Annotated in this window: 19 protein-coding genes and 2 pseudogenes; 13 read left to right on the top strand and 8 right to left on the bottom strand. The window is 63.4% G+C overall.

The window, feature by feature from the left end; genetic code table 11:
• Positions 1–5: 5 nt before the first annotated feature.
• Positions 6–170: a hypothetical protein gene (locus tag ACQCSV_RS18350; RefSeq protein ID WP_354155064.1), complete on the top strand. Its 165-nt coding sequence runs from the start codon at positions 6–8 to the stop codon at positions 168–170.
• An 80-nt stretch (positions 171–250) separates the two neighbouring features.
• Here ACQCSV_RS18350 and ACQCSV_RS18345 read toward each other — a convergent pair whose 3' ends face one another.
• A complete protein-coding gene (locus ACQCSV_RS18345; RefSeq protein ID WP_354155063.1) occupies positions 251–1,243 on the bottom strand; it encodes a hypothetical protein in 993 nt (330 codons plus the stop codon).
• A gap of 532 nt (positions 1,244–1,775) precedes the next feature.
• On the opposite strand from ACQCSV_RS18345, the pseudogene ACQCSV_RS18340 reads away from it, so the two are divergent.
• Positions 1,776–2,585, top strand: a pseudogene (locus ACQCSV_RS18340) (response regulator transcription factor); the annotation flags it as partial.
• Here the strand turns inward: ACQCSV_RS18340 and ACQCSV_RS18335 are convergent.
• Together ACQCSV_RS18335 and ACQCSV_RS18330 are read right to left on the bottom strand one after the other, a co-directional pair.
• On the bottom strand, positions 2,467–2,970 hold the full coding sequence (locus tag ACQCSV_RS18335) for a cytochrome c biogenesis CcdA family protein (protein WP_426938926.1): 504 nt from the start codon (positions 2,968–2,970) through the stop codon (positions 2,467–2,469). The pseudogene ACQCSV_RS18340 and the gene ACQCSV_RS18335 sit on opposite strands and share 119 nt — an antisense overlap.
• A gap of 15 nt (positions 2,971–2,985) precedes the next feature.
• Positions 2,986–3,384 (bottom strand): thioredoxin family protein, encoded by a 399-nt coding sequence (locus ACQCSV_RS18330; protein ID WP_426938925.1) that lies wholly within the window; start codon positions 3,382–3,384, stop codon positions 2,986–2,988.
• A gap of 412 nt (positions 3,385–3,796) precedes the next feature.
• Here ACQCSV_RS18330 and ACQCSV_RS18325 point away from each other — a divergent pair, with 412 nt between their 5' ends.
• From ACQCSV_RS18325 to ACQCSV_RS18305, 5 genes are all read left to right on the top strand, one after another.
• Positions 3,797–5,395, top strand: a complete 1,599-nt coding sequence (locus ACQCSV_RS18325; protein ID WP_426938924.1) for a PucR family transcriptional regulator — start codon at positions 3,797–3,799, stop codon at positions 5,393–5,395.
• Positions 5,392–6,324, top strand: coding sequence for a glutaminase (locus ACQCSV_RS18320; protein WP_426938923.1), 933 nt, complete (start codon positions 5,392–5,394; stop codon positions 6,322–6,324). The genes ACQCSV_RS18325 and ACQCSV_RS18320 overlap by 4 nt, the downstream gene beginning before the upstream one ends.
• Positions 6,325–6,396: 72 nt before the next feature.
• Positions 6,397–7,917 carry an amino acid permease gene (locus tag ACQCSV_RS18315; protein WP_426938922.1) on the top strand — a complete coding sequence of 507 codons (1,521 nt, stop codon included), beginning with the start codon at positions 6,397–6,399 and terminating at the stop codon, positions 7,915–7,917.
• Between the two features lie 55 nt (positions 7,918–7,972).
• A complete protein-coding gene (locus ACQCSV_RS18310; RefSeq protein WP_354156388.1) occupies positions 7,973–9,727 on the top strand; it encodes a thiamine pyrophosphate-dependent enzyme in 1,755 nt (584 codons plus the stop codon).
• 164 nt (positions 9,728–9,891) lie between these two features.
• Complete coding sequence (locus tag ACQCSV_RS18305; protein ID WP_354156387.1) at positions 9,892–10,587, top strand: hypothetical protein; 696 nt, start codon at positions 9,892–9,894, stop codon at positions 10,585–10,587.
• Positions 10,588–10,695: 108 nt separating this feature from the next.
• On the opposite strand, the gene ACQCSV_RS18300 is transcribed toward ACQCSV_RS18305, so the two are convergent.
• Positions 10,696–10,869, bottom strand: coding sequence for a CsbD family protein (locus ACQCSV_RS18300; RefSeq protein WP_160675163.1), 174 nt, complete (start codon positions 10,867–10,869; stop codon positions 10,696–10,698).
• A 153-nt stretch (positions 10,870–11,022) separates the two neighbouring features.
• Here ACQCSV_RS18300 and ACQCSV_RS18295 point away from each other — a divergent pair, with 153 nt between their 5' ends.
• Together ACQCSV_RS18295 and ACQCSV_RS18290 are read left to right on the top strand one after the other, a co-directional pair.
• Complete coding sequence (locus tag ACQCSV_RS18295) at positions 11,023–11,286, top strand: GlsB/YeaQ/YmgE family stress response membrane protein (protein WP_354156385.1); 264 nt, start codon at positions 11,023–11,025, stop codon at positions 11,284–11,286.
• Positions 11,287–11,516: 230 nt separating this feature from the next.
• Positions 11,517–11,846 (top strand): hypothetical protein, encoded by a 330-nt coding sequence (locus tag ACQCSV_RS18290; protein WP_354156384.1) that lies wholly within the window; start codon positions 11,517–11,519, stop codon positions 11,844–11,846.
• A 63-nt stretch (positions 11,847–11,909) separates the two neighbouring features.
• Here the strand turns inward: ACQCSV_RS18290 and ACQCSV_RS18285 are convergent, their stop codons facing one another.
• Together ACQCSV_RS18285 and ACQCSV_RS18280 are read right to left on the bottom strand one after the other, a co-directional pair.
• Positions 11,910–12,212 carry a DUF4193 domain-containing protein gene (locus tag ACQCSV_RS18285; RefSeq protein ID WP_282331931.1) on the bottom strand — a complete coding sequence of 101 codons (303 nt, stop codon included), beginning with the start codon at positions 12,210–12,212 and terminating at the stop codon, positions 11,910–11,912.
• A gap of 364 nt (positions 12,213–12,576) precedes the next feature.
• Positions 12,577–13,883, bottom strand: a pseudogene (locus ACQCSV_RS18280) (IS30 family transposase).
• On the opposite strand from ACQCSV_RS18280, the gene ACQCSV_RS18275 reads away from it, so the two are divergent.
• Positions 13,882–14,007 carry a hypothetical protein gene (locus ACQCSV_RS18275; protein WP_426939589.1) on the top strand — a complete coding sequence of 42 codons (126 nt, stop codon included), beginning with the start codon at positions 13,882–13,884 and terminating at the stop codon, positions 14,005–14,007. The pseudogene ACQCSV_RS18280 and the gene ACQCSV_RS18275 sit on opposite strands and share 2 nt — an antisense overlap.
• A 588-nt stretch (positions 14,008–14,595) precedes the next feature.
• Here ACQCSV_RS18275 and ACQCSV_RS18270 read toward each other — a convergent pair.
• The gene (locus tag ACQCSV_RS18270) at positions 14,596–15,042 is read right to left on the bottom strand and encodes a hypothetical protein (RefSeq protein ID WP_426939588.1); all 447 of its coding nucleotides are present in this window, start codon (positions 15,040–15,042) and stop codon (positions 14,596–14,598) included.
• On the opposite strand from ACQCSV_RS18270, the gene ACQCSV_RS18265 reads away from it, so the two are divergent.
• The gene (locus ACQCSV_RS18265; protein ID WP_354224568.1) at positions 14,971–16,719 is read left to right on the top strand and encodes an ABC transporter ATP-binding protein; all 1,749 of its coding nucleotides are present in this window, start codon (positions 14,971–14,973) and stop codon (positions 16,717–16,719) included. The genes ACQCSV_RS18270 and ACQCSV_RS18265 overlap by 72 nt on opposite strands.
• Positions 16,716–18,755, top strand: a complete 2,040-nt coding sequence (locus tag ACQCSV_RS18260; protein WP_354224566.1) for an ABC transporter ATP-binding protein — start codon at positions 16,716–16,718, stop codon at positions 18,753–18,755. Before ACQCSV_RS18265 ends, ACQCSV_RS18260 begins: the two co-directional genes overlap by 4 nt.
• 17 nt (positions 18,756–18,772) lie before the next feature.
• On the opposite strand, the gene ACQCSV_RS18255 is transcribed toward ACQCSV_RS18260, so the two are convergent.
• Complete coding sequence (locus ACQCSV_RS18255; protein ID WP_354224564.1) at positions 18,773–18,922, bottom strand: hypothetical protein; 150 nt, start codon at positions 18,920–18,922, stop codon at positions 18,773–18,775.
• A 234-nt stretch (positions 18,923–19,156) separates the two neighbouring features.
• On the opposite strand from ACQCSV_RS18255, the gene ACQCSV_RS18250 reads away from it, so the two are divergent.
• On the top strand, positions 19,157–20,977 hold the full coding sequence (locus ACQCSV_RS18250) for a glycoside hydrolase family 15 protein (RefSeq protein ID WP_426938921.1): 1,821 nt from the start codon (positions 19,157–19,159) through the stop codon (positions 20,975–20,977).
• Positions 20,978–20,991 lie beyond the last annotated feature (14 nt).

Raw genomic sequence — 20,991 nt, 5'->3', positions numbered from 1 at the left:
CAACTATGTATAACAACCCAGCAGCTCCGGCCGCAGCCGGAATGGGTTCCGGAACCCTCGCCATGACCGGTGCGGGTGATATTTTCTGGTTTGCACTGGCAGCTTTTGCCCTCATGGCATTGGGTCTGGCCATCAAACGGATTGTTCCCGTTCGCGGCGATAAGTCCTAGCGTTCTGTCGCAGGAGCCAAAAAACGAGCATAGGCCCAGGACATCCGGATTTCCTGGGCCTATGCTTGGTCCGGACGTAGTCAGGTGACGACGCTCAGGATGCTGGAGCATCCGGCGGTGTCGCACACCTTGTAGGTGGTGGTGTTGCCGCCTTTGAACTGGTTGGCAAAGCTGCTGGTGTTAGGCACGGATTTCCGGACGCCGTTGATCCAGAGCGTCACGTAATCGCCCGTGGCACCGGCCCACTTCAGTGTTGTGGTGTTAACGCCCTTCGTCTTGGAAGTTGTGGCTGAGAGCTTGATGGCCGACGAAGGCGCAATAGCCAAGGCTGCGGCCGCCGGGACGAAGGAGAAGTCCCGGACCTTGACCGATTCCGGTTTCACGTGGGCGGGGTCCCCACCTCCACCGCCGGTGACCCAGAGGTTAAAGTGGAGCTGCTCCTTGGCCGGCACCGGCACGGTGGAGCCCTGCAGGACCGTCCGCTTCAGGAGGGTGCCGCCAAAGCCCTCGCCAGCGTAGGTTTCGAAGGTCAGCTTGCCCGGCTCCCACACCATCCGATGCGTGGTTATGGGGCTGGCCGTCACGTCAAAGACCACGGTGTTGTTGCCTTCGCCGGGCGCTTTGGTAGCGTCGAACCAATATCCGTGGCCCTGTCCCACCGGCCATGACTGGCCGTAGGCGGCACCTCCGCCCCAGGCAGACGCCTCGCAAAGGTCGATTTCGTTATAGCCGGGCTCGGCGAGGGGATCGTAAGTGAACAGGCACCCCCACACCACCTCTTTCTGCAGCAGACTGAGGTTCTTCTCCACCGTGGTGCTGTAGGTGCCATAGCCGAAGCCTTTGCGGGTGGACTGGAATTCAGCCCCCACCGGCGCGTCTCCGGAAGGGTTGGTTAGCTTCAGCGTGACATGCCCGTTGGAGTCGGGATCGACCACATTCGCTGCGGCAAAAAGCCCGTTGTACTGAGGAGCCCCGCCCCAGAAGCGCTTTTCCCAGTTGAAGCCCTTCCAGGAGAAGCTTCCGGCGGGGCCGGGATCAGGGGAAATGGCATCCGCTGCTTGCGCGGCTGGCATGCTTGCCAACAATGCCAAGCCCGCGGCCGCTATCATAGCCAGCGGCCTGAGCGGCCTGAGCGGCCTGAGTGGTTGTGCGGAACGTGAAACGGGTAACCGAAAAGAAGCCATGCGTGCCCCTGACGTCTCGTTCTTAGTGACAATCCTGCGCCCCCTTTGAGCACACGATGATCATCAGTCACATCAGCAACAGAAAGCAATAGGTCCCGGCGGATGGCCTGGCGTAAATCAACTAATCAAGAAATGCTCAGTATTTGCTCAAGCTCAAGAATTTGGCAAGGTGTCCTCAGTCCTCAAAAGAAGGCAATAGCAGTGTGTAGGCTCAATATTCTGCGCGTTATGGTTAATAGTTATTGACAAGCCAATCCACATGGCTAGTGACGACGAATTGCACATGGAATACCTTGGAGGGTTTGCCGGGTTCCAGTTCCAAGGACGCAGCCACATGCTGGCTCTGTCCGGCACGTCGCGGGGCTCCGTTACGGGGCAAATCTTGCGTGGACGCAGCAGCGAAAATTTATGGGGAGCAGGGATGGTAGAACGGGGCATCGCAGTTGTGGTCGAAGACGACGACGACGTCAGGGAATCCCTCGAGCAGGTGCTCCAGCAGTCTGGCTTTTCCGTCTTCGCAACATCCTCGGGGACGGAAGGCGTGGAGACTGTGCGGGAGCACGACCCCGTCATTGTGACTATGGACGTCGGCCTCCCGGACTTCGACGGGATCGAAGCTGCGCGCCGGATCCGGACGTTCAGCGACGCGTACCTCATCATCGTCTCCGGCCGGGTAGAGGAGGCCGATGCACTGATGGGCTTCGAGGCCGGCGCAGATGACTATCTCACGAAACCGTTCCGTCCGCGGGAGCTGCGTGCCCGGATCGCGGCGATGCTCCGGCGCCCGCGTTCGCTGAATTCCACGGCGGGCGTCACGGCCCCGGTTCACGCTCCGCAGGCGGTGCAGCAACGTGCTCCTCAAGCCGTGCCCGCCGCCGTCTCCGACGCTCCACTTCTCCCCACCGGCACGGCCCTCCTGTGCGATTTTGAGCACAATGGCCTGACCCTGCACGAAGGCTCACGGTCCACGGCCATCCATGGGGTGCCGTTGGATTTGACGCGTACGCAGTTTGACCTTCTTCTTGTCCTGATGGAGAACGGACGAGTGGTGCAGACCAAGGCGGACCTGGTCCGCCGGCTCCGGAATGAGCCGTACAACACCGGCTCTTTCGTTACGGCCGGTGAGGAGCGCGCCGTCGAAGTCCACCTCGGCAACCTTCGTAAGCGGCTCGGTGACAGTTCCCGGTCTCCGCGTTGGATCGAGACCGTGCGTGGAGTGGGGTACCGGATGGCGTTCCCACGTTTGCCTTCCTTGCCGTCAGCTCCCGCGCACATCGGGGATCACCTGACAACCGGGCAGTTGGTGCCATAGCAGCGTTTTGACCCGCGACGCTACCCCGTCCGCGGGTCATAGACCACCGCGGCATCCGGGCCACCGGCCACGCCCCGGAGATAATCAGCCACGCGTCACTGGGAACCCCCAGCAGCACGGTAGTGGCCTTGATCAGCAGGGTGAAGAGCACCGCTGAGACGGCCAGGCTGGCGATGATGATGTACGGCGCCCGGCGGTTCGACTCGGCAGCGGAACCGGCGAGGACCACCGGCAGCAGCGGCAGGACACAGGGGGAGAGGACGGTGAGGATGCCGGCGAGGAACGCGAGCGGCAGGAGTTCCATGACGTACCGCCGGCGCTAGCGGATCTCCTTGACAAGGGCATTCAGATCCCGGCTCAGGCTCCACTTGGCGATCTGCGAGCCGTCCGGCTTCACCTGCACGAGGGTGTGCTGGAGGGTCACGCCGTATTTTTGTTTGAGCGCGGTCTCGGAGTCGTAGTCCACTTTAAGGATCTTGACGCCGGCGGGGATGCTGGCGGCATTTGCCTCGATGTCGGAGGCGAGCAGCTTGCAGGTGGAGCACCAGGTGGCGTGGAAGAACAGGATGACCTTCTCCGACTCCGACGCCGAAGATACAGCCTCGGGGGTGTATGTGGTGAAGCTGCGCTGCGGTGATTTCGCCGACGGCGGACCGGCCGGTAGTGGTGCTGCCTGGTGCGCCGCAGGACGAGGCGCCCAGGGCGCCCGCCAACGCAACGGACAGAAGCGGCTTTTTCACAGGTGCACCTTCGAGCGACGGCGGAAGGTTCCGCCGTCTTCTGCCCTAGCGTAGCAAGGCCCTGGCCAGGCTTCTGTGTCCCAGCACACACAACGGCGGGCGGTCAGGGGTCAGCAGCTGGCAACAGATCATCCAGGGCCACCCGCTGGACACGAACACCCAAATAGGCGCCCGGACAGCCGACTGCGTGGCGCAGCACCGCCACCCGCAATCTCGCACTGACCTACCGCGCCGGCGCCCATACAGGGCAATGCGCCGTAAAAACTTGGTCCGCCAACCGAAAAGCTGCCACTTCATTTGGGTTCTCTTCCATATTTTGGGCGAGCGCGCCTCGATAGCATGAAGTTACCGGACAGAGCCGTCCGACCAGATCGACGCAGAAGGAAGCCCATGGCAGCGGTTACGGTGGACGATATTCTCTCGGATCTCCCGCTGGGTTTCGCCAGCCTCATCCTCCGGCCTGCCGCCGGTAGCTCTGCGATCGAACGGTTCCTGATAGTGGATGCGGATGATGAAACGTCCGACGGCGGCGCGGCCTTTGTCCTGCTGATCGGCGTCCGCGGCCGCTCGGCTTTGCCCGCGTTGCGGCGGCTCCTTAAGAACCCTCCGCCAGTGATCGCCGTCAAGGGAAGGCTTGAAGAGCTCACCGAAGCCCAGGAACTGCTCCGCGATGCCGGCACAGGCCTACTCCTGGTGGATCCGGGGGCTGACTGGGACCGGCTGCTGTCCATTGCCAAGGACCGCATCCAGCCGCGCAGCTACCAGCGCGAAGTGCTGACGCTGCTGGAAGAGGACTTGTTTGCCATCGCCCAGACCACCGCTCGGCTCACCTCCAGCCACGTGGTCATCGAAGACGCCGCCAACAAGGTCCTGGCATACTCCACCGTTTCGAACGACATCGACGAACTGCGCAAGGCCTCCATCCTGGCCCGGCGAGGTCCGCGTATATACGAGCTGCTGCTGAAGGACCTGGGCGCCTACCGTGAACTGCATAGGACCCGGCTGCCGGTGCGGGTACCGGCCCGGCCCCAGGACGGGCTGCGGGAACGGGTGGCCGTCACACTGTTCGCCGGGGACCGGATCATGGGCTACATCTGGCTGCAGGAAACCGGGGACGGCTTCGGCCCCGACGTTGACTATGTGCTGAAAGGATCTGTTGCTCGGGCCTCCGCAGAGCTCATCCGGCACCGCAACCAGCAGTCTGTGCACATGCGCGAGGACCGCATTGTGCGGATCCTGTCAGGCTCGGCGGAAGCCGCTGCCAGTGCTTACAGCGAGAAGATCTCAGCTGGGCGCCCGGCCGCACTGATCCTGATAGGAATGCCCGACTCCGAAGCCCAAGCCGACGACGCAGCACTCAAGCACGGCGAACTCGCCAATCTGGCGTCCATCCACGCGGCCGCCTACAAAGCGTCCGCCGTCGTGGGCCAGTTCAAGGGTGACACCGCCGTCATTGTTCCTGGCCTGCAGTCAACCGCCGCGGAGCCCGGGCTGCGGAGCCTGGCCGAGTCCATCGTCCGGGATGCCGGTAAGCACCTCGGCATCAGCCCGTTCGCAGCCGTCGGCCCGGTAGTCCCGGACCTGCTGTCCCTGCACTCGACCACCCGGATCACCGAGGCCCTGTTGAGTTGTGTTGGCACGTCTTCGGACAGGGGCGTTGCCACGGTGGACGACTTCGAGGGAGAGATCCTCTTCCGCGAGGCGGTTCAGAATTTCACGTCCTCCACGTTCCGCCACCGCAGTCTTTACGCACTACTGCGGCAGGACGCTGAACTCGCGGAAAGCCTGCACGCGTACTTCGAAGCCTCGCTCGATGTTGCCGAATGCGCCAGCAGGATGGGGCTGCACAAGAACACCGTCTATTACCGGATCAGCAAGGCATCCCGGGCGACCGGCTTGAACTTCGGCAACCCGAGGGACTCGCTGGTGGCCCTGCTCCATGTCCAGGAATGGGCCGGCACACCTAAAGAACAACTGGGCAGGAAATGACCACAGCACTCAAAGCGCCGCCGTTGGACCGGATACTGGACGACATCGTCTGCAGCCACAGGCCACAGCAGGAAACCGGTTCTGTCCCGGCCAACATCCCCCTCCTGGCAGCGGTACCCTTCGACAGGTTCGGGATCGCCGTCGCCACCACTTCCGGTAAGGTGTTCCGTTCCGGCGATGCCGACGTCCCTTTTTCCATCCAGAGCATCTCCAAGGTGTTCACACTGGCAATGGCGCTTCGAGGCGACAGCTCAGGAACACTGTGGTCCCGCGTGCTGCGCGAACCATCCGGCACCTCGTTTAACTCCCTGGTCCAGCTGGAACTGGAGCACGGCATCCCGCGGAACCCTTTCATCAACGCCGGTGCCTTGGTGGTTACCGATCACCTGATGGAAGAAACGTCCGACGCCGCCACCCAGGTGTTGCGGTTCCTCACCGACCAGGCGGGCAGCACAGGGCCCTTCATCGATGAGGCGGCGGCAGCCAGCGAGCTTTCCAGCAGCAGCCGCAACCTGGCGTTGGCGCACTTCCTGAAGGGCTTCGGCAACCTGAGGCAGGCCGCGGAATCCGTGGTGGAAAACTACGTCCGCCAATGCTCCATCATGATGACCTGCGTGGAACTCGCCAAAGCCGGACTCTTCCTCGCCCGGGACGGCCGGGGAGCGCGCGGAACCGTCGTGTCCCCCAGTGATGCGAAACGCATCGGCTCCATCATGCTGACATGCGGCATGTACGACGCCGCGGGAGAATTCGCCTACCGCGTGGGCCTCCCCGGGAAAAGCGGTGTGGGCGGCGGGATCCTGGTCATCGTTCCAGGTGAATGCGCCATTTGCGTCTGGAGCCCGCGGCTGGACGCCAAGGGAAACTCCCTGGCCGGCACCGCGGCTCTCGCAGACCTTTCCGACCGCACCGGCTGGTCCGTTTTTTAGACCCCAGGTTGCACGCCCCTACAAACTTCTTCCCAACCCAGCAGGATCTTCTCCGTATCGAAAGGATCAACCATGCCCATCAACCCCAATGACGAGGTTGTACTGCAACAGGCCGACGGCGGTCACGCGCACGCCTCTGAATCGGCGCTGCACGCGGAGGACAAGGGTTACCACAAGAACCTCAAACCGCGGCAGATCCAGATGATCGCCATCGGCGGCGCGATCGGCACCGGCCTGTTCCTGGGCGCCGGCGGCCGCCTCAACGCCGCCGGCCCGTCGCTGGTCATCGCCTACGCCGTCTGCGGCTTCTTCGCGTTCCTTATCCTGCGCGCCCTGGGCGAACTGGTCCTGCACCGCCCCTCCTCGGGCTCGTTTGTCTCCTACGCCCGGGAATTCTTCGGCGAGAAGGCCGCGTTCGTTTCCGGCTGGTTCTACTGGATCAACTGGGCCACCACCACCATCGTGGACATCACCGCCGCCGCGCTCTACATGAACTTCTTCGGCCACTACATCCCCTGGATGGCCGAGGTCCCGCAATGGGCCTGGGCCCTGATCGCCCTCGTGGTGGTCCTCGCCCTGAACCTCGTCTCCGTCAAGGTGTTCGGTGAGCTCGAGTTCTGGTTCGCCCTGATCAAGGTCGCCGCCCTGGTGGTCTTCCTCGTGGTAGGCACCTACTTCGTCATCTTCGGCACCCCCGTGGACGGCCAGCCGGTGGGCCTGAGCCTGCTCTCGGACAACGGCGGCGTCTTCCCCAACGGCCTGCTCCCCATGATCATCCTGATGCAGGGCGTCCTGTTCGCCTACGCCTCCATCGAACTCGTGGGCACCGCCGCCGGCGAGACCAAGAACCCCGAAAAAATCATGCCCAAGGCCATCAACTCCGTGGTCTTCCGGATCGCCGTCTTCTACGTCGGCTCCGTCATCCTGCTCGCCCTCCTGCTGCCATACACCTCCTACGAAAAGGGCGTCAGCCCGTTCGTGACGTTCTTCGGCTCCATCGGCATCCAAGGCGTGGACGTCATCATGAACCTGGTGGTCCTCACCGCCGCGCTCTCCTCCCTCAACGCCGGCCTATATTCCACCGGCCGCATCCTACGCTCCATGTCCGTGAACGGCTCCGCCCCAAAGTTCGCAGGCCGGATGAACAAAGCCGGGGTCCCCTACGGCGGCATCGCCATCACCGCCGGCGTGTCCCTCCTAGGCGTCCCGCTGAACTACCTGGTGCCAGCGGAGGCCTTCGAGATCGTGCTGAACGTCGCATCCGTGGGCATCGTCATGACCTGGGCAACCATCGTGCTCTGCCAAATCCAGCTACAACGCTGGGCGAACAAAGGCTGGCTCCAGCGCCCGTCCTTCCGGATGTTCGGCGCCCCGTACACCGGCTACCTTTCACTGCTGTTCCTGGCGGGCGTGCTGGTCATGGTGTTCATCGAATCCCCGCTCACCATGCTCGTCACGGCCATCGCCTGCGTGCTGATGGTATTCGGCTGGTACGCCTGCCGGCAACGAATCCGCGAGATCGCCGAAACCCGCGACGGATTCACAGGCACAGCCCCCGTCATCGCCAACCCGCCCGCGGAGACCTTCAGGTAAAGCGCGCACCATCCACTACGAACGCCAAACCAGCCCAAACAGCCAAAGAAAGCCCATGACACCGGAAACCCAAGCAATCCTGACCGCATCCCACACCCAGCCCGCCGCCGTCGGGAATTCCGGGCAAGTCTCCCGGCTGGCACGCCCTTCGGAGGAGCTTCACGCCGGCAACGGCCCGGCACTGAAATCAGCCGGGCACGTGATAGTTGATTCGCTCGTGGCCCATGGTGTGGAGCGCACCTATGTGGTTCCCGGCGAGAGCTTCCTGGACGTCCTGGACGGACTGCACAACTCGGATATTGAAACAATCGTCTGCCGGCACGAGGGCGGCGCCGCCTACATGGCCGAGGCCGACGGCAAGATGCACCAGCGCCCAGGCATAGCGATGGTGACCCGGGGTCCCGGCGCGGCCAACGCGCATGTGGGGCTGCACACCGCATGGCAGGACTCCACCCCCATGCTGCTGTTCGTCGGCCTGATCCCCTTCGCGCATCGGGACCGTGAGGCGTTCCAGGAGTTCGATATCAAGGCCTGGTTTGATACGGGGGCGAAGCGCGTTATGGTCCTTGACCATGCGGAGCGGGCGTCCGAGATCGTGGCCGAGGCGATGTTTGCGGCCATGAGCGGGCGGCCGGGCCCGGTGGTGGTGGGCCTGCCGGAGGACATCATCCGGCAGCAGATTGACCCGGTGCTGCACCCCGCCATTCCGGTGGCAGCCGGTGGCTTGAGCAGCACCGATGCCGCCGCGCTGGAGGCTGCGCTGGCGGAATCCACCAAGCCGCTCTTTGTCACCGGCGGCAACGACTGGACGCAGGAGGCGGCTGACCAGCTGACCGGATGGCTGGAACGGCACCATATCCCGGCTGCCGCTGAATGGCGGACGCAGGGAACGGTCTCCTTCGATTCCCCGTCCTACGTGGGCCCGATTGGTTACGGCCGCCCCCGCCCCACCTACGACCTGCTGGAGGAAACCGACCTGCTGGTGTTTGTGGGGACGGTGCCGGGCGACGTGATTACGGACGGATTCGTCTGCCGGCAGGACTGGAACAAAAAGAACTTCCTTGTCACAGCCGACTCCTCACTCCGTGGCCGGTCGGGACCCGTTTCTCGGCAGATCCTGGCCAAGCCCGAGGCCTTTGTCCGCGACATTGTGGGGATTGACTTGCCGGCGAAGGACGAGTGGAAAGCGTGGACAAGCCGGATGCGGGGCGAGCAGGAGCGGTTCGCCGCGCTACCGCCAGCGGCGCCGGCAGCGGGGCAGGCGAGGATGGACACTTTGATGGCGAACCTGGTGCCAAGGCTGCCCGAGGATTCACTGGTGACGTTCGGTGCGGGGGAGCACACCAACTGGGCCCACCGCTACTTTCCTACCCGCCGTTACGCCTCCATGATCAGTGCCCGCAACGGCTCCATGGGCTATTCCGTACCCTCGGCCATCGCGGCATCGCTGGCCGAACCCCGGCGCCGCGTGGTCACCATCGCCGGAGACGGGGAGTTCCTCATGAACGGCCAGGAGCTGGCCACCGCGGCCCAGTACGGGGCCACGCCGCTGGTGATCGTTATGGACAACCAGGAATACGGCACCATCCGTACCCACCAGGAGCGCCACTATCCCTCGCGCGTCTCCGGGACCCAGCTGAAGAATCCGGACTTCGGCCTGATGGCCAGGGCCTTCGGCGGTTTTGGGATCACTGTCACCGAGGACTGTGAGGTTCCGGCGGCATTGGACGCCGCCCTGGCGGCAATCGACGGGGACGGCGTCTTCGCCCTCATCCATCTCATCGTCGAACAGCGGGTTAAGGCCTACTGAGCCGACCTGAGAGAGCAGCGGTCGACGGCGGGACATCCCGCCGTCGATCGCTGCTCTCCGATCCGGGTCACACCCGTCGGGTTAGTCATGCCTCCGTGACGGCACGACGTACGTGCGGTGAGTCGGAGCAGATGTTGTGCGGAACCGTGCCTACACTCCTGATTATGACGACCTACAACGGACAACAGGCCCACGCTGAGCACCGCTGGCCTGCCGTCGTTGGCCTGCTTGTTGCCCTGAGCCTGTACGCGACATTGCCCACAGCATTCCTGCCGGGCGTTCGCTACGCGGTTGTCATCGTCGGGCTGGGCCTCCTGATCCCGCTTATTGTCCTGAATCCCCGCCGCCTCACGCGCCAAACGCGCTGGTCGAGGCATCTTTCCGTAGGCCAGGCACTGCTGCTGGTCGCAGCGAATGAGGCTGCCCTGGTGCAGCTGGTCATCGCCCTCGCAGGCCCTGACAACACCGACGGTCCAAACCTTCTGCTCGCCACGCTTCAGGTTTGGGTAACGAACGTCATCGCCTTTGCGCTGGTCTATTGGGAACTGGACAGGGGCGGCCCTGTGTCCCGCCGGCACACCCCACGCCACGAGCTGCCCCAGGCAGACTTCCGGTTCCCCCAGGACGAAGACCACGACGCCGTCAAGGAAGTTGCCGCCAGGTCTTCGGTAAAGAGCGGCTGGACGGCGTCGTTCATTGACTACGTCTACTTCTCGCTCTCTAATTCCATGGCCTTCAGCCCCACGGACACGATGCCCCTCTCTGCCCGGGCAAAATCACTCATGGGCCTCGAAGCCTTCGGCGGCTTCGTGCTGCTGGCGCTCGTCATCGCCCACGCCGTGTCCCTGCTCGGCCAATAGCACCCACAGGATGGAGCAGGCTAAGGATGTCCGCGCGAGGGATCAACACGGTCAACGCGGGAGGGTGCCGCCCGTGGTCGCGCCGCACCCTTCCCTGGTTGAGGTGGATTATTCCTTGAAGGCGTCTTTGACCTTCTCGCCGGCCTGTTTCAGGTCTGCTTTTGCCTGGTCGCTTTTGCCTTCGGCTTTCAGGCCCGGATCGCCTTTGGCTTCGCCGGCGACTTCCTTACCCTTGCCGCCAAGCTTCTCGGCGGTGTTCTCGATCTTGTCGTCCAAACCCACAGTGTCACTTCCTCAGGTTGGTTGCCGCTGGCGGGCTGCCTGCGGCTCACTATTTAATCGTAAATCGAATCCTTGCCAGATGCTAAGCATGCTGATTAAAATCTTGCTATGGCGTCACGGCGACGCTGGTGGTCCTTTGGAAGGAAGTGCGTCATGGGAATTCTCGGATTTCTCTTGCTCGGCCTGATTGCAGGAGCCATCGCCAAGGCCATACTCCCCGGCCGGCAAGGCGGGGGCTGGCTGGTCACGATGGTTCTTGGCGTCGTCGGAGCGATCCTCGGAGGATGGATCGGCTCGCTGATCTTCGGCGGTGGCCTGGCGGAATTTTTCGACCTGAGGACTTGGCTGCTGGCCATTCTTGGGGCTTTGATCGTCCTGGGAATCTTCGGGGCGGTGACCCGCAGGAGCCACGCCTGACCCGTGCGGCCATGCCCCGGGAAGCACATAACGTCCCATTGCTGTTTTCCGGGGATCGCCGTCCCCTTCACCTGCCGTACAGGCACTCTCTGCGCACGCCGCTCCCGCGTCCCGGGGCGGAGCGTGGCAAAACACCAATATCTGCAGGTGTGTTGCCTGGATCACATTTGGTCTATGGTTGTCCGGGGCGCCACAGCGTTGTGGCACCCAACTTAGAGCGGAGAATTTTCGTGACAACAGACAAGCTTCGGGTGCTGGTCCGGGTGGACCTCGACTGTGCAACGGCCCAGGTAGCCGCGCAGGGCCATGTGACATCAAAAAGCGTGCACGGCCTGTATGCCGTCATGAAGCGCGCCAACTCCCTCACCACGGGCATGGCCTTGGAACTCGATATGACCCGGGCCTGCATCGAGCCCGACGCGTTGGAAGAACTGCGCGCCTGCTCGCGGTCCCACCATCTGCCTGCCCGCGTCGATCCGCTCCAGTCCGATTACAGGCTGACCATCCTTGCCCCTGACAACGCGGCGCCCCTGGCGGTTATGGCTACTCAGGCAGCGTGAGCCGCAACAGCAATCTCACCCTGATGGTCTGCTGTCGGATAGTGCGCCCTGAGGATGGATGCCCTACCCCTCGCACTCGATGCAGTATGAGTGGCCGTTGCTTTCGCGGGCGAGTTGAGACCGGTGCCGGACGAGGAAACAGGAATAGCAGGTGAACTCGTCCGCGGCCTGGGGAATGACCTGAACGATGAGCTCCTCGGAGACGATCTCTCCCCCGGGAGTCAGGCCCTCATCGAATGCATCCGCTTCGTCCAGTTCATTGACGACGCTGCGGGCGTCCGGGGCGTTCGCAGACTGTAATGCCTCCAGGGAACGGTCTTGGGTTTCCTTGACGTCGGAACGAACTTCGTCGTAATCGGTTGCCACTTTGGGTGCTTCTCATTTCTGATGCTTCTACGATGTGTCTGACGAGACTGCAACGTACACCACTGCGCCGTTGTTCCCGCGTCAAAGGCCCGGACGACGTAAGGGCCGTGCTGTAACGTCAGACCGCGCCGGTGCATTCCCCGCGACACCCCATGCCAGGGCAGCAATCCGCTTGGTGTCACCGCCCACGCTTCGTATTTCGTAGGCTCCTGTGTAGTCTCTGAATTAGTAGACAGACTTGTTCAGTCTGGTGGTCCTCAGAGACCTGATTCCGCTCAGCGACCGGGAGCCTTGCTTAGCCAGTCGTAGAAGGCCGACCCGTGGACCCGTTCTTGAATTCTAGGGGTCGTTGCAACACCCGTGGTTAGCTGGCTATCAGTAAATCACGAAGACGCTCGGCTGGGGTGTCCCAGTCCAGTGTTTTGCGTGGCCGTCCGTTGAGTTCCTGGGCGACGTGTTCGAGGTCTTCGGGTCCGTAGGCGTTCAGGTCGGTGCCTTTGGGGAAGTACTGGCGAAGGAGCCCGTTGGTGTTTTCGTTGGATCCGCGCTGCCAGGGGCTGGCGGGGTCGCAGAAGTAGACGTCCATGTCGGTGGCGATGCTGAAGGCCTTGTGTTTGGCCATTTCCGCGCCTTGGTCCCAGGTGAGGGATCCGCGCAGGTGCGCCGGTAGCGTGGACATGGTCTTGATCAGCCCGTCGCGGACTGATTCGGCGGTGTGATCGAGGGGCAGGTGCACGAGCATCACGTAGCGGGTGGTGCGTTCGACCAGGGTTGCGATCGCCGACTGGTTGTAGGCTCCGGTTATTAGATCCCCCTCCCAGTGGCCTGGGACGGCGCGGTCCTGGACCTCTGCGGGGCGTTCGGAGATGTTGATCATCGGGTCCCGGAAACGACTGGTGCGCTCCTCGGGGTTCTTGTGTTTTTTCCGGCGTGTCCGCCCGGTGCGCAGTGCTTCTTTGACTTCGCGTTTTAGTCCGCCGCGGGCCTGAAAGTAGAGGGCCTGGTAGATCGTTTCGGGGCTCACGCGCATCTGCTCGTCATCGGGGAATTCCTTGATCAACAGCTTTGAAATCTGTTCCGGGGACCAGTGTGTGAGGAGCTTGATTTTCACATAGTCATGCAGCTCCCCGGGCTCTGCCAGCTTACTGTCTTTGGGCCGTGCCCTGGCCGCGGTCGCGGCCCGATGAGCGCCGTAGGGCTGGTAGCCGAGCACGGGGTGGCTGTTGCGTCTGATCTCCCGGCTAATGGTGCCCACGGACCGGCCCAATGCCCTGCCGATGTCCTGCATCGAGGTCCCGTGGGAGCGCAGGTCCGCGATCCTCTCCCGCTCCTGCAGGGACAGGTAGCGGGCGCTGATGGCCCGCTCCAGAGCTTCCAACGCCACCGCGGTGGGTACGGGCGCCGTCGCTGAGGCTGGCGGCTCCGTCGCCGTTGCAGCAGGGTCGAAGGTTCCGCGAATGTCGTTATCACTTCCTGTTTATACGGCAGATCCACGGCATGATCCTCGGTTGCGGCCGTGTCCTTTGCAGTCTGTTGCCGGTCCCATTGGTAGGAGCTCTGTTTGCTGGCGCCAACGGTGCGGGCGGCGTCCCTGCGGCCGGCTCCTTCTTCGCGAAGACGAAGGTAGTGAAGCTGTTTCGCGGAGGGGCGGCGCAGACAGGTGGAGGCCATGCCAGCATCCTTCGCCCAGTTCGAACAGGTGGATAGGTTCAGACCCAACTGCTTCGCCACCGCGCTGACGCTGCCGACGTTCCGCAACAGGGTCAGGAACTCCTCAACCACCGCCGGTGAGTAGCGTTGCGGCCGCCCGGCATTCATTGATCGGGTGTTCCGTGGCTTCCTGGTCGCTGGATTGACCTTGCCGGCCCAATTGTGCGCCGTGCTGATGTTCACTCCCAATTCCAGGGCCGCCTCGGCGATGTTGCCGGTCCGGTCCAGAACGGCATAGAACTGGTCTTTGTCCGCCTGCGTGTATCGGCGCTGAGGCCTGATCCCGGCAGCGTTGGCCCACTTCTGGCAAGTGCTCCGGTTGATGCCGAGCTCCTTGGCCGCGTCGGCGACGCTTCCCAACCGCTCCACGGCGGACAGGAAATCCTGCTTTTGCGTAGGGGTGTGTGACTGCTGACGACGCTTCACCGACGCACCGGCTGCAGCCGATTGTTCCACCGTTGAAGGAGATTTTTTCTTTAAGGACGAACTATTTTTCGATGGTAATTCCATGGGTGTTGCAACTCCCGATTTTCGGGGGTGTTGCAACGATCGCTAGAACTCGCCGTTCATTGATTCAAACACCCCGCCTCTGTCCATCGCCCAGGTTGATTGGACACTTTACGGCGAACACGAGCTGGCGTCACCCGCTGCCAAAAAGGCGGCCGCTGACCTCTTAGCCCTCCACGACGCGTTGCTGGCCGCAGTGACCACCCGCGTCGGCGAGGTCGAGGCCGCTGAATGCCTTGACCAGGCAAAAGCCGCGTGCGATGTGCAGATTGCTGCCGCCTTGGCCGCCGGAGTGCCAGCTGAAAAGGTCGTAGAGGTGGCAGGCGATCTGGCGTCGCAGCGGAGTCCGGGCTGAGGACATCGACGAGTAGTTCCCGGACAGCCTGACGGCGGCGCTCCAACCGGCAAGGCGAATACGCTTTGGGAGAACCGGCCGAATTTTTTCCAAGCTGCCGGGCTTTATCCCAGCCTCCGGACGTAAACTGACCTTCGCACCACCCGTAGCTAAACATTCCATCGGGACAGAACCTTTGGAGCCGCATTGCTCTGGAAACTGCTTGTTGAATACCTGCGGCCGCACCGGCAACTGCTGATCGCCGTCGTGATTTTTCAACTGGCGCAATCCATCGCGTCGTTGTACCTACCCACGCTGAACGCGGACATCATTGATGAGGGCGTGGCCAAGGGGGACACCGGCGTCATCCTCAGCCTGGGCGGCCTGATGCTGGCGATTACGCTGCTGCAGATCATCTGCGCTGTGATTGCCGTGTACTTCGGGGCGAAGGCGGCCATGGGGGTGGGCCGGGATCTGCGCGGGGCCATCTTCACCCGGGTGGGGGAGTTTTCTGAACAGGAAGTGACCAAGTTCGGCGCGCCCAGCCTGATCACCCGCTCCACGAACGACGTCCAACAGGTCCAGCAGCTGGTGCTGATGGCCGCCACCATGATGGTGGCCGCGCCCATGCTCGCCATCGGGGGCGTAATCATGGCCGTCCGGCAGGACGTGCAGCTGTCCTGGCTGATCGCCGTCGCCGTGCCCGTGCTGATGATCGGGGTGGGCCTGATCATCAGCCGGATGGTGCCGCTGTTCCGGAAGATGCAGGTCCGGATTGACACCGTAAACCGCGTGCTCCGGGAGCAGCTCACCGGCATCCGGGTGGTGCGCGCGTTCGTCCGGGAGGACATCGAGAGCGCCCGCTTCGCCCAGGCAAACGAGGACGTCACGGACACCGCGCTGCGTGCCGGCCGGCTGATGGCGCTCGCGTTTCCCGTGGTGATGCTGGTGCTGAACGTCTCGTCCGTAGCCGTGATCTGGTTCGGCTCGTTCCGGATCGAGGACGGCTCCATGCAGGTGGGCACGCTCATCGCGTTTCTGAGCTACCTGATGCAAATCCTGATGTCTGTCATGATGGCCACGTTCATGGCGGTGATGATCCCGCGCGCCGCTGTCTCGGCGGACCGGATCGGCGAGGTGCTGGGCACCGAGTCGAGCGTCCGGCCGCCGAAGAGTCCGCTCAGGAGTGCGGTGTCGTCCGACGGGCACCGCCGCGGGCAGCTGGAAATGCGCGACGTCGGATTCGCCTACCCGGGTGCCGATCAGCCTGTCCTGTCCGGGCTCAGCTTCACCGCGAAGGCAGGGCAGACGACGGCGATCATCGGCAGCACCGGTGCCGGCAAGACCACCCTGGTGAACCTCATGCCGCGGCTGTTCGACGCCACCACCGGCTCGGTCCGGGTGGACGGGGTGGATGTGCGCGAGCTGCACCCGGACCTGCTGTGGGGGCACATCGGGTTGGTGCCGCAGCGGCCTTACCTGTTCACCGGCACCGTCCGCAGCAATCTGCAGTACGGCAAACCGGATGCCACCGAGGACGAGTGCTGGTCCGCCCTTGAGATTGCGCAGGCGAGGGACTTCGTGGAGGAGATGGAGGGCGGCCTGGATGCACCCATTTCCCAGGGCGGCACCAACGTCTCCGGTGGGCAGCGGCAGCGGCTGGCCATCGCCCGTGCACTGGTGAAACGGCCCGAACTGTATATTTTTGACGACTCGTTCTCCTCACTGGACACCGGCACCGACGCCCGGCTGCGGCAGGCGCTCAAGCGCAACACGGCGGGCGCCACCCTGGTGATCATCGCTCAGCGGGTGTCCAGCATCGTGGATGCGGACCAGATCTTAGTGCTCGACGACGGCAGAATCGTTGCGCGCGGGACGCATGGAGAGCTGCTGGAGGACTCCGAGACGTACCGGGAGATTGTCTCCTCCCAGCTGGCAGCGGAGGAGACGGTATGAGCGCGCCGCAGCGGCCGACGTCGGGCGCTTCCCACACAGCAGCCCCCGGCGGAACCGCGGCGGCCTCCAAAACAGCCACTGCCGACGTCGTACGCATTCCGCGTCCGGCGGGCGGACCGGGACGCGGCGGACCGTTCGCGGGGATGAACGTCCCGGCAGAGAAGGCGATGAACTTCGGGCCGTCGGCCAGGCGGTTGGTGGGCACGCTGCGGCCGGAGCGGGCGTGGTTGCTGCTGGTTCTGGTGATGGGCGTGGCCAGCGTGACGCTCTCGGTGATCGGGCCGCGGCTGCTGGGGGAGGGCACCAACCTGATTTTCGCCGGGGTGGTGTCCCGGCAGCTGCCCGCCGGGGTGAGCAAGGAGCAACTGATCGCGCAGCTGCGGGCCGCGGGGGAGAACCAGCGGGCGGACATGCTCACGCCCATGGCGCTGACCCCGGGCACCGGAATCGACTTCGCGGCGCTGTCCAGTGTGCTGCTGTGGGCGCTGGTGCTGTACGTGCTGGCGTCGGCGTTTATGTGGGTGCAGGCGTACGTGCTGAATGGGGTGGTGCAGCGGACGGTGTTCGGGCTGCGCGGGGAGATCGAGGCAAAGATCCACCGGCTGCCGTTGCGGTATTTCGATTCGATCCAGCGCGGTGAGCTGCTGAGCCGGGTGACCAACGACGTGGACAACGTCTCACAGAGCCTGCAGCAGTCCATCAGCCAGGCGGTCACATCGGTGCTGACCGTGGTGGGTGTGCTGGTGATGATGGTGATCCTCTCGCCCACGCTGGCGCTGATCGCGCTGGTCACCATTCCGCTGACGCTGGGGATCACGGCGCTGATCGCCAAGCGCTCGCAGAAGCTGTTTGTGGCGCAGTGGAAGCACACGGGGGAGCTGAACGGGCAGATCGAGGAGACGTACACCGGGCATGCGCTGGTGAAGGTTTTCGGCCGGCAGCGTGAGGTGGAGGAGCGGTTCCGGCAGAAGAATGTGGAGCTGTACGACGCGAGTTTCGGTGCGCAGTTCATTTCGGGTCTGATCATGCCGGCCATGACGTTCATTGGGAACCTGGTGTATGTGGGGATTGCGGTGGTGGGCGGCCTGCAGGTCGCGTCCGGGGCCATGCAGCTGGGCGATGTGCAGGCATTCATCCAGTACTCGAGGCAGTTCACTATGCCGCTGGCGCAGTTGGGGTCCATGGCGAACCTGCTGCAGTCCGGGGTGGCGTCGGCGGAGCGGGTGTTCTCGTTGTTGGATGAGGACGAGGAGTCTGCTGAGCCTGCGCCTTCTGCTGAGCCTGTATTTGGGCGGGGGCGGCTGGTGTTTGAGGACGTTTCGTTCTCCTACTCGCCGGACAAGCCGCTGATCTCTTCGCTTTCGTTGGTGGCGGAGCCGGGGCAGACGGTCGCGATTGTGGGGCCGACCGGGGCGGGCAAGACCACCTTGGTGAACCTGATGATGCGGTTCTACGAGCTGGATGCGGGACGGATAACGCTCGACGGCGTGGACGTCACCTCGGTGCCGCGGCACGAGCTGCGCTCGCGGCTGGGCATGGTGCTGCAGGATACGTGGCTGTTCGGCGGGACCATCCGGGACAACATCGCCTACGGCCGGCCAGGGGCTACCGAGGCCGAGATTCTGGAGGCGGCGCGGGCGACGTATGTGGACCGGTTCGTGCATTCGCTGCCCGAGGGGTACGACACTGTGCTGGAGGATGAAGGCTCGAATGTGTCCGCGGGGGAGAAGCAGTTGCTGACGATTGCGCGGGCCTTCCTGGCCCGGCCGTCGGTGCTGATCCTGGATGAGGCGACGTCGTCGGTGGATACCCGGACTGAGGTGCTGGTGCAGAAGGCGATGCGTGCGCTGCGGAGCGACCGTACTTCTTTTGTGATTGCGCACCGCCTGTCCACGATCCGCGACGCCGACCTCATCCTGGTGATGGAGGCCGGGCAGATCGTGGAGCAGGGCACGCACGCTTCACTGTTGGCCGCCGGCGGGGCGTACGCGCGGCTGTATGAGGCCCAGTTCGCGGCTCCGGTGGCGGAGGTTTAGGGCTTCTGCCCTTGCGATCAATGGCGGGTGCTGCGGCGTTCGCCGGGCAGGCACGTGAAAAAGACAGGCTGCTGGACGGGTGCGAGTGGGACAACCAGCCACTGGCCGCCATAAAATTCCACATACGAATCCGAGGGGCACCGTGCGTAGGCTTCTTCTCGTGTCATGTCGCTCAGTCTTTCCCGTTAGGTAATGCGTTGGTGGGATGGGAACTGCTCTTCTTCTTTCGCCGGAGGTGGGCTTGCCATCCATCGTCCCGTTATCGGCAGGTAGGCGAAACGCTGATTCCGGACGGTTTGAACCACCCCTTTTGGTAGGTGGCTTTGTGGGCGGGCCGGTACGACAGCTGAACGCGTGCGGTCGGGCCTCACCCGGATGAAAAAATTGTGATTGAGTGGAGCATGGCTTCCCCCATCGAGGACTATGCGCTGTTATCGGACCTTCAGACTGGGCCTCTCATCTCCCGGGATGGCAGCGTGGACTGGCTCTGTTTCCCCCGTTTCGACTCGCCGTCCGTGTTTAGCCGAATCCTGGGCACCGATGAGCACGGCCACTGGCTGCTGGCGCCCAGCGAAGCCGGCGCTGCCGTTGTCGACCGGCGCTACATTGACTCCACCTTTGTGCTGCAAACCATCTGGAAGACCGGCAGCGGATCCGTAATTGTCACCGATTTCATGCCGCTGGGGGACAGCGGATCTTCCCTTGTTCGCCGCGTGACCGGTGTGGAAGGCAGCGTAAAAATGCGCCAGGAACTTCGGATCCGGCCAGGATATTCAACGGTTCTTCCCTGGATGAGCCGGGTTCGCGACCACGAGCCGACGGCGGCACCGGTCCTGTTGGCGATGGCCGGTCCGGATGCCCTCGCACTGAGGGGGCCTCATCTTCCGCATGCCCACGCGCACGGGCACGAGGGAGAATTCGTCGTGTCGAAGGGTGAGGAGCTTGATTTCGAACTGACGTGGTTCCCCTCGCACCGCCCCTTGCCCCCAGCCACTGACGTTGATGCGGCACTCGAAGAAGCCACCGACTATTGGAGCCGCTGGGGAAGCCACTGCCGGCAGGACGGCGTTTATGGCGGTGCGGTCAAGCGTTCGTTGCTGGTGCTGCGGGCACTGACGCACTTTGAAACGGGCGGCATCGTCGCGGCGCCCACAACTTCCCTCCCCGAGGATTTCGGCGGGCCGCGGAACTGGGATTACCGGTATTGCTGGCTGCGCGATGCGGCTCTGACACTGGAATCAATGCTGACCCATGGCTACGAAACGGAGGCGCTGCAGTGGCGCAACTGGCTTCTTCGGGCCCTCGCTGGCGATCCTGAGCAGATGCAGATCATGTACGGGGTGGGAGGAGAACGGGAACTCCCTGAACGCGAACTGGCCCACCTCCCCGGCTACGAAAACTCCAAGCCTGTGCGTATTGGAAACGCCGCAGTCTCGCAGTTCCAGGCTGATGTTGTTGGCGAAGTGATGGTGGCATTGGAACGGCTGCGGATGGCCGGAGGTAAGGAAGACCATTTCTCCTGGGCCCTTCAGAACGCGCTCCTGGGATTTGTCGAAAAACATATCGATGACAAGGACTTCGGCCTGTGGGAGATGCGCGGCGCCGCGCAGTACTTCACGCACTCGCGCGTGATGATGTGGGCTGCCTTCAACAGCGGGATCCGGGCCATACAGGTCCACGGACTGCCTGGCGATGCCACAAAGTGGGAGAAACTCCGGGACCGTTTACGGGAAGAGATCATGCGGCAGGGCTTCAACCGGAGCATCAATTCCTTCACGCAGACCTATGGCGGAACGCAAACAGATGCGGCCCTGCTCGTTATGCCCCAGGTCGGGTTTCTTCCCTACAACGACGAGCACATGCTCAGCACAGTCAAACGGCTGGAACAGGAACTCCTGACTGACGACGGCCTTTTGCTGCGCTACCGGACAGAGAGCGGCGTTGACGGCTTGGAACCGGGTGAACATCCTTTCCTCGCCTGCTCCTTCTGGCTTGTGGAGCAGTACGCGCGCACCGGTCGCCAACCCGAGGCAAAGGTCTTGATGGACAGGCTTGTGGGGTTTGCCAACGAGCTTGGTCTGCTGAGCGAGGAGTACGCAACGGACGAGGATAGGATGGCGGGGAACTTTCCGCAAGCCTTCTCGCACCTGACCCTGGTCCGGGCGGCAGATGCCATGCACGGGGTTGACCGCCTCAGTCTTGCCGTCGACGCTCTCGTTTAGTGGCTCCTCGTGGG

Origin of the sequence: Pseudarthrobacter sp. S3 (assembly GCF_050156905.1) — a bacterium.
GTDB lineage: Bacteria > Actinomycetota > Actinomycetes > Actinomycetales > Micrococcaceae > Arthrobacter.
This window is presented reverse-complemented; position numbering and strand designations above follow the sequence as displayed.

Bases quoted from the DNA above. Each gene is read 5' to 3' on its own strand.
- ACQCSV_RS18275 (WP_426939589.1), top strand. From the start codon at position 13,882: ATGCCAGCATCCTTCGCCCAGTTCGAACAGGTGGATAGGTTCAGACCC.
- ACQCSV_RS18345 (WP_354155063.1), bottom strand. From the start codon at position 1,243: ATGCCAGCCGCGCAAGCAGCGGATGCCATTTCCCCTGATCCCGGCCCC.
- ACQCSV_RS18295 (WP_354156385.1), top strand. From the start codon at position 11,023: ATGGGAATTCTCGGATTTCTCTTGCTCGGCCTGATTGCAGGAGCCATC.
- ACQCSV_RS18310 (WP_354156388.1), top strand. From the start codon at position 7,973: ATGACACCGGAAACCCAAGCAATCCTGACCGCATCCCACACCCAGCCC.
- ACQCSV_RS18315 (WP_426938922.1), top strand. From the start codon at position 6,397: ATGCCCATCAACCCCAATGACGAGGTTGTACTGCAACAGGCCGACGGC.
- ACQCSV_RS18255 (WP_354224564.1), bottom strand. From the start codon at position 18,922: ATGACACGAGAAGAAGCCTACGCACGGTGCCCCTCGGATTCGTATGTG.
- ACQCSV_RS18250 (WP_426938921.1), top strand. From the start codon at position 19,157: ATGGCTTCCCCCATCGAGGACTATGCGCTGTTATCGGACCTTCAGACT.
- ACQCSV_RS18335 (WP_426938926.1), bottom strand. From the start codon at position 2,970: ATGGAACTCCTGCCGCTCGCGTTCCTCGCCGGCATCCTCACCGTCCTC.
- ACQCSV_RS18325 (WP_426938924.1), top strand. From the start codon at position 3,797: ATGGCAGCGGTTACGGTGGACGATATTCTCTCGGATCTCCCGCTGGGT.
- ACQCSV_RS18305 (WP_354156387.1), top strand. From the start codon at position 9,892: ATGACGACCTACAACGGACAACAGGCCCACGCTGAGCACCGCTGGCCT.
- ACQCSV_RS18350 (WP_354155064.1), top strand. From the start codon at position 6: ATGTATAACAACCCAGCAGCTCCGGCCGCAGCCGGAATGGGTTCCGGA.
- ACQCSV_RS18320 (WP_426938923.1), top strand. From the start codon at position 5,392: ATGACCACAGCACTCAAAGCGCCGCCGTTGGACCGGATACTGGACGAC.
- ACQCSV_RS18260 (WP_354224566.1), top strand. From the start codon at position 16,716: ATGAGCGCGCCGCAGCGGCCGACGTCGGGCGCTTCCCACACAGCAGCC.